Below are 7,502 nucleotides of genomic sequence, written 5' to 3' on the forward strand. Positions count from 1 at the left end.
CAATTATAATTATAATAAATATTAACAATATTTCAAGCATTTTTTGTAAAAAAATGATATTTTGATGAATAAAATTTACATCTGTTAAAAATTTCTTAATTATGACAAAAATGACATATAAATATTTATAAATCAAAAAGCTCTGTCGGGTCTATTTTAAATTGCAACATATTGGAAGTTAATCTTCCGTTATCTCCTCCCTTTCTTTGAACTGTAATTTTCCCTAATTTTATTGAACCTCTAGGACTAATTTCAACTTTTCCATCCGAAAAATAATAATTTATCACTTCATTTATATTTTTTAAAGCCCATCTGGCATTTTCTTGTGATTTTTGTACTACTAAAACCCATTCAGCAGAAAATTCTCCTCTTCCTTTTAATATATCAGATACTATTAATAATTTATTATTGTTTATCCAATCTAACACCAGCATTTTTTCTTCTTCTTTAAATTCATCCATAAACATTCTTCTATTATCCCTAACATCATGTTTATACGGTTTTAATTCTCCTGTAAAATATTTTAAAATTGTATATACATCTAAAGGTATATTCCATAAATCTTTATAACTTTTTAGCCATCTTTTATCAATTTGATTAAATCCTTTTTTATTACTTACTAGTTTTACCTGTATATTTTCAATATCAACTGCACATTTAAGTTTAACTTGTATTTTCACATTTAAATCTGCCTTATATCCATTGATAATAACTGCTTTTACATAATCTATTTCCATCAAATTATAACCCATAATTTTTAACCACTGTTTAGCTTCATTATCAATTTTCCAATTATTAAATTTTTCAGCAATATATTGTTCATTCTTAAATCCGTCTTTTGCAATTTTTGAACCAAAACTAACTTTATCTATTGCACGCATTATTCTCTCCTAAACTTCAATATTATTAATCATTTTTTTAGCGATCGCATCTATAACGTTTACAGTCATTGCGTTACCGGCTTGAGATAATACTTTATTGTTATTTAAATGATTTTGTTTTACTTTTTCTGCAATATTTTTAGGAAATCCTTGAAGCAATAGTGCTTCATATCCGTTTAATTTTTTTATTTTTTTATTTTTTATATAAAGTAGACCATGTCTCCCCGTTCTTAGTGTAGGAAAAGTTTTATTGTATCTTCTTAAATCCGACTGACGCCAATCAATAACATAGTTTTCCCAACTTAATACCTCTTCATTTGAAAATTTATTATCGTTATATTTATTTGATAAATATTTTTGAAATGTTTTATCCAAAATACTTAGTTCAAAACTATTTTCTTCATCTAAAAAATAATCAAAATCTTTATTAGATGATTTTTTTACGGGAAATTCAAATTTTCCGTTATCATATTCTTTTTTAAATCCAACAATATAGATTCTCTCTCTCATTTGTGGGACTCCGAAATCAAGACTATTTAAAACATTGTAGTAAATATTATATCCTTGAGCTTTTAACTTATTTTTTATAATATCAAAAGTATTTCCTTTATCATGATTTACTAATCCTTTAACATTTTCTAAAATGAAGTACTTAACATTTTTTTGCTTCATAATTTCTATTAAAGAATATATAATTTGTCCTCGCTCATCATTAAATCCTTCTCTTTTACCGACAATTGAAAATGTTTGACAAGGAAATCCTGCTATCATAAATTCAAAATCAGGCAAACTACCGATATCGACTTTAGTTAAATCTCCATAATTTCTATCATCATCAAAAAAAATATTATAAGTATTGGCAGTTTTTTCATCTATTTCACAATGCCCAACGCATTCTAATCCATTGTTTTCTAATCCAATCCTTCCTCCACCAATTCCTGAACAAAAATCAAAAAATTTTAACATATAATATTCCTTCCCTATTTCAAAACTAATTACTCTAACCATTATATAGTCTAAAGCTAAAAAAACATTATAGATATTTGTATACAATACATGTTTATTTTTTTCATATCAACTATACAAATTTTCTATAAATTAATTTTTATATTATAATATTTTTTGTTTCAATTAATTATCTCCCCCAGTGATATATATTGTAATATACCATCTTCATAATCTTGAATAACCTCACCTTTAATAAGCGGTAAAGCATATTCAATAATTTTTCTTTCAAGTGTTTCTTGAGTTTCAAACCATTCTTTAGGAACTTTTTTTTCTTTATTTGCAATTATTTCGGATTCAATATATTCATATTTTGGCTTATATGTATCAGACTCCTCCCTTATAATTACAGGTACCATATTAGTAGTTGATTTAGCAATCTCTAGTGATTTATATCCTAAATTGAAGGCTTCTTCTGAGTCAGTCTTACTAATTAAGTGATTTACTCTTTGAACAATACTCAATTCTACAGCTTTTGTTTTAATATCAAGTTGCTGATAGATATATTCTGAAAGTCTTCTTGACATACCTGAAATAATCGGATGATTAAATCCCTCATCATATGTTCGTTCAATTTCTCTCTTAAAGTTATTTTTTGCATCAACAAAGCCTTCTGATATTACTATTATCAAATTATCTTCTTTTTCATGAGATTTTTTGATATCTTCAATTATTTGTTCTTTGTTTATCTTCATTTCCGATAAATAAACCAAGTTTACAATTTTTCTACGTCTATTATAATTTGCTAACAGACAACTGGCAGCTAACCAACCGGCATTTCTTCCCATTATTTCAACTATTGTAACAGTTTTTTTCTTGTAAATGTCTACGTCTTTTCTAATATCAACGATTGTATTTACAATAAATTTTGCAGCTGATCCAAATCCCGGTGAATGATCCATTAACATTAAGTCATTGTCTATTGTTTTAGGAGAACCGCAAATATTAATCCAATTTATCCCTTTATATTGCATGTATTTATTCAATTTCAAAACTGTATCCATTGAATCATTACCACCAATATATACAAAAATAGAGATTTTGTATTTTTTTAATTGCTCAAAAATTTTAACATAAATTTCATCTTCCATATTATCAGGAAGTCTAAATCTACATGAACCTAATATTGAAGAAGGTCTTTTTTTTAGTCTTTCTTTTCCATTCGCATTTTCAAATTTTTCTTTATTAAATTCAACTATATCACTAGTTAATAATCCCTCTATACCATTTTTGCAGCCGAAAATTCTAAAATCATTATCAAATGCAGCTTGAATCACTCCTGACAATGAAGAATTAATAACACTTGTAGGTCCCCCGGACTGTCCAACTAAACAATTCATCTTAACTCCTTAAATTTTTAATTATTATTTATTTTATCACATAATGTAATAATTTGTAGAATAAAGTTTCATTATACAATATATAGTATATTACGATTTCATTTACCAAGTTATAGTTGAAATTAATTAATATTAGATATATAATCTTAACATTAATAAAGATTAAAGAGGTTATTATGGAAGGAGACAAATACGTGATAGTTTTAGCTGGAATGATTGGAGCCGGAAAAACAACATATACCAGATATATTTCTGAGCATTTTGGTAGTGAGGCATTTTATGAAAGTGTTTCTGATAATCCAATTTTAGAAAAATTTTACCATGATAAAGAAAGATGGGGTTTTGCTCTTCAAGTTCATTTCTTAAACACAAGATTTAAGAGTATTAAAGAAGCATTATTACACAAAAATAATGTGCTTGACAGATCAATTTATGAAGATTCTCTGTTTACACAAATTAACTACGAGCAAGGAAATATTACAGAGGAAGAGATGAATATTTACAATTCACTACTTGAAAACATGATGGAAGAAATTGATGGCATGCCAAAAAAATCTCCGGATCTTCTAATATACTTAAGAGGTTCGTTTGATAAACATATGCAACATATCAAAAAAAGAGGTAGAGATTATGAACAAGAAGATAAACAGGTAGAATATTTTAAGCTTCTGCACAGCAGATATGATAAATGGTTTAGCAAATATGATAAGAGTCCTACACTTGTATTTTCAATTGATGAATTGAGCATCGAAAATCCTGAAGATAGAAAATATATTTTAGAAACAATTGAAACAAAATTAGAAGAAATAAGAGGGTAGTTTTATCTCCAATAAAGATAAAATAAATCATATATGAAAAATAGTGAAGACGAACTTTTAGAACAATACAATAAAACAAGAGAAGATTTAGAAAAAAACAGAATTAAAATCAAACAAATTAAAGAACAAACGAAATTTACCAAAGAAGAATATTTAAATATTATAAAAAAAATAGAAAAATCTGATGTTTCAAACAATTCAGAGTTGTGCAAAATTAAACTCTACCATTATAATAAAAAAATAAATATTTTAACAGAAATATTTAACGCAATCACTCATGGTATTGGTGTTTTCATAGGTGTAGTTATTTTATTTTTACTATTAATAAAATCAAAAACATCTATTGATTATATCGCTTATAGTATATATGCCTCTTCATTCATACTACTTTTTTTAGCTTCGACTTTATATCACAGCTTAAGTTTCACAAAAGCAAAAAAAGTATTTAGAATAATTGACCACTCATCAATATTTTTACTTATAGCAGGTACTTATACACCTTATTTATTAATTAGTTTATATAACAAAAACGGATTACTGTATTTCATAATAATATTGGCTATAGCCATAATTGGAATCAGCATAAAAGCAGTCATGTTTGATAAATCAAAAAAATTAGGACTAATTTTATATATCGCTATGGGATGGATAAGTTTATTAATGATAAATGACTTACTTAAATCCATTGATTTAATGGGTATAATTTTGCTTGCATTAGGAGGCTTAACCTATACTTTCGGAGTCTACTTTTACAAGAAAAAAGATATGTTATTTTCACATGTGATTTGGCATCTATTTGTACTGGGTGGAGCAATATTGATGTTTATGTCCATATATTTTTTTATTTGAAACTTTAATAAAAAATGTTATAATAACGCTGTAAATTAATTATATAAATAAGGAGTTAATAATTTATGAAAAAATCAAAAATAATTTTTTTACTTGCTGCAAGCATTATACTATCATCAAATCCGATAATTGGTACAGGATTTAACAAAGTATATGCAAGCCAAACTATAAACAATAAATATTCTGTTGAAGTTATCAAAGATAAATTTGATGAATTTTTAAAAAATGCTAAAGAAGAAGCAAAAAAGCAAAATATAAGTGAGGTATTTATCCATAAATTAGGAAGCGACACTTTACACAAAAGTAGTGCTGTAAATATAAATGAAATCAACAACGCTCAAGACCTATTTAAGGGAGATAATGAAAATACAAGTAATGAAAAATATGTATTTGTAAAGATAAATGAAAAATTTATCACAGAAAATAACAGAATTGTTATAATGAATGAAAATGATATTGTAGTTACTACAAAAGATGAATATGAAAATAAGTTGAAAGAAAGAAAAAAAGATTTAAACAACTTTTCATATAAAAACGGTAAAATACACTCTTTAGAAAAAATAGAAGATGATAAATTCTTTTTCACTCTATTAGATGCCCACGGGATTTGGATGGGAAAAGAAATAAAAGAAACTAATTTAAATGATATCAAAATATACACTAAAGATTTAAAAATCGAAAATAAATTAACTGTATATAACGGATTAAGTCCTACAGTGGAAGAAGGATTTAATCATAATCTGACTTTTGATAATTTCAAAAAAAATGATGAAGACATAAAAAAAATGATCGAATCTGCAAAAATAACAAAAGATGACGAGGATCGTGAAAAAATCAAAAAATTTGCAATAGAGATGGGAAAAATCAACTATGATTTTAGTACTTTATACAGCAATCAATACTCATCAAAATATAATTCCGCATCTGATTTATTTGCAGTAACAAGAAAAAAATCTGCTATGTGTATGGCTTTTAGTACGACAGCTTCAAGAGCCTTTAACCTTATGGGGATTCCGGCATATGTAGCAACTGCAAAAGTTGAAAGCGGAGGCCTTCATGCAGTTACTAGATCATTCTATGACGGCAAATGGCATACTGTAGATTTAACAAGCAGTAAAAGGGATATAGATATCTCAGGTTATTCTGAAGCTATGTTTTATCGCAGCGAGGATAAATATCAAGAAGTTGATAAAGATTATTCGCCAAAAGAATCATTAGCAAATACCTATCTTTTAGCTAACTCACAAGTTATAATTTATAAAAAATATGAAGAATGGGCTCAAAAACAAAAAATTAAAGATTTAGTAGCAGTTAATACAGACGCAATTTATGATTATGCACAAAAAGATTTGACAGCTATGGAAAGAGACCCTGAAAATAAAGTTAAAGAGAGATTAGAAAAAAGAAAAATCGAAAAAGAAAAAGAAGAAGAAAGAAGAAAAATACAAGAAGAAAAAGATAGAAAAGCATGGGCAGAATGGGAATTAGAGAAAGAGCAAAATAAAAAACGTCAACAAGAAGAATTAAGAAAATTACAAGAAAAATTTGAAGAAGAAGAAAGATTAAAAAAACAACCTCAAACACTAAAACAGCCCGCAAAAGATAATAAAATCAAATTAAAAAATAATGATAAAAAAGATACACAAAATATTAATAAAGGTTGGAATAAGATTAATAACAAATGGTTTTATAGAAATAATCTTAATAAATTAGCTAAATCTGAATGGGTTTATGATAAAGAATATTCAGCTTGGTACTACCTTTTAGATAACGGCGAAATGGCCACCTCTAAATGGATTAAACATGCCGACTCTAAATGGTACTACCTTTTAGATAATGGCGAAATGGCTACCTCTAAATGGATTAAACACACCGACTCTAAATGGTACTACCTTTTAGATAATGGCGAAATGGCCACCTCTAAATGGATTAAACATACTGACTCAAAATGGTACTACCTTTTAGATAATGGCGAAATGGCCACCTCTAAATGGATTAAACATACCAACTCTAAATGGTACTACCTTTTAGATAACGGCGAAATGGCCACCTCTAAATGGATTGATGGATGGTATGTAAATGCTGACGGTGTATGGGTAGAGTAAAAATTATTAGATTATAAAACATATTGAGGGATTAAAAATATAGTTTTTAGTCCCTTTTTAATGCACATAATATAAAATGTAGATTTTATCTATTATTAAAAAAAATTATGTTTTAACAATTATATAGTATAGGAGATTAAATGAAAGAGTCATTATTTATAGAAAAAATTACCTATAACTGCAATAAAAAAATTGATTTAATTGAAAAAAGTATTGCAAGATACGCTTTAAGATCTATATTTGCAGGAGCTGCCCTTCTTTTTTTACCTGTAAATTGCAAAAATATATGAGATACATGAATTTATGGGGCAAGCATTACCTGTAATATTGAAAAATAATTGCAGTACATGAATTGCTCAGGGCTGCTGAGCTCATATTACCTGTAAATTGTAAAAATATTTGAAATACATGAAATTGTGCGGGTGGCATTACCTGTAATATTAAAAAATATTTGCAGTACATGAATTGTCGAGGGCGGTCGAGCTCACATTACCTGTAAATTGC

At 26.8% G+C, this 7,502-nt stretch carries 7 protein-coding genes; 4 read left to right on the forward strand and 3 right to left on the reverse strand.

Features of this window, described 5'->3' with window-relative positions; genetic code table 11:
- Positions 1-125 precede the first annotated feature (125 nt).
- The 3 genes from ABGF45_RS05825 to ABGF45_RS05835 form a co-directional block, all read right to left on the reverse strand.
- Entirely contained in the window at positions 126-881 is a 756-nt protein-coding gene (locus ABGF45_RS05825; RefSeq protein WP_408111891.1) for a hypothetical protein, read from the reverse strand.
- 9 nt (positions 882-890) lie between these two features.
- The gene (gene dcm, locus ABGF45_RS05830; protein ID WP_408112657.1) at positions 891-1,847 is read right to left on the reverse strand and encodes a DNA (cytosine-5-)-methyltransferase; all 957 of its coding nucleotides are present in this window, start codon (positions 1,845-1,847) and stop codon (positions 891-893) included.
- A 161-nt stretch (positions 1,848-2,008) separates the two neighbouring features.
- Positions 2,009-3,226 carry a diphosphate--fructose-6-phosphate 1-phosphotransferase gene (locus ABGF45_RS05835; RefSeq protein ID WP_408112658.1) on the reverse strand — a complete coding sequence of 406 codons (1,218 nt, stop codon included), beginning with the start codon at positions 3,224-3,226 and terminating at the stop codon, positions 2,009-2,011.
- Positions 3,227-3,402: 176 nt separating this feature from the next.
- Here ABGF45_RS05835 and ABGF45_RS05840 point away from each other — a divergent pair, with 176 nt between their 5' ends.
- The 4 genes from ABGF45_RS05840 (at position 3,403) to ABGF45_RS05855 (ending at position 7,288) form a co-directional block, all read left to right on the forward strand.
- A complete protein-coding gene (locus ABGF45_RS05840; protein WP_408112659.1) occupies positions 3,403-4,044 on the forward strand; it encodes a deoxynucleoside kinase in 642 nt (213 codons plus the stop codon).
- A gap of 33 nt (positions 4,045-4,077) precedes the next feature.
- Positions 4,078-4,893, forward strand: a complete 816-nt coding sequence (locus ABGF45_RS05845; protein WP_408112660.1) for a PAQR family membrane homeostasis protein TrhA — start codon at positions 4,078-4,080, stop codon at positions 4,891-4,893.
- Between the two features lie 65 nt (positions 4,894-4,958).
- Positions 4,959-6,998: a hypothetical protein gene (locus ABGF45_RS05850; protein ID WP_408112661.1), complete on the forward strand. Its 2,040-nt coding sequence runs from the start codon at positions 4,959-4,961 to the stop codon at positions 6,996-6,998.
- A gap of 140 nt (positions 6,999-7,138) precedes the next feature.
- Entirely contained in the window at positions 7,139-7,288 is a 150-nt protein-coding gene (locus ABGF45_RS05855) for a hypothetical protein (protein WP_209021436.1), read from the forward strand.
- Positions 7,289-7,502 lie beyond the last annotated feature (214 nt).

Source organism: Helcococcus sp. KG196 (genome assembly GCF_046035495.1).
GTDB lineage: Bacteria > Bacillota > Clostridia > Tissierellales > Peptoniphilaceae > Helcococcus > Helcococcus ovis.

Excerpts from the sequence above, each read along its gene's own strand:
- ABGF45_RS05855 (WP_209021436.1), top strand. The coding sequence starts at position 7,139 with ATGAAAGAGTCATTATTTATAGAAAAAATTACCTATAACTGCAATAAA.
- dcm (WP_408112657.1), bottom strand. The coding sequence starts at position 1,847 with ATGTTAAAATTTTTTGATTTTTGTTCAGGAATTGGTGGAGGAAGGATT.
- ABGF45_RS05845 (WP_408112660.1), top strand. The coding sequence starts at position 4,078 with ATGAAAAATAGTGAAGACGAACTTTTAGAACAATACAATAAAACAAGA.
- ABGF45_RS05825 (WP_408111891.1), bottom strand. The coding sequence starts at position 881 with ATGCGTGCAATAGATAAAGTTAGTTTTGGTTCAAAAATTGCAAAAGAC.
- ABGF45_RS05850 (WP_408112661.1), top strand. The coding sequence starts at position 4,959 with ATGAAAAAATCAAAAATAATTTTTTTACTTGCTGCAAGCATTATACTA.
- ABGF45_RS05835 (WP_408112658.1), bottom strand. The coding sequence starts at position 3,226 with ATGAATTGTTTAGTTGGACAGTCCGGGGGACCTACAAGTGTTATTAAT.
- ABGF45_RS05840 (WP_408112659.1), top strand. The coding sequence starts at position 3,403 with ATGGAAGGAGACAAATACGTGATAGTTTTAGCTGGAATGATTGGAGCC.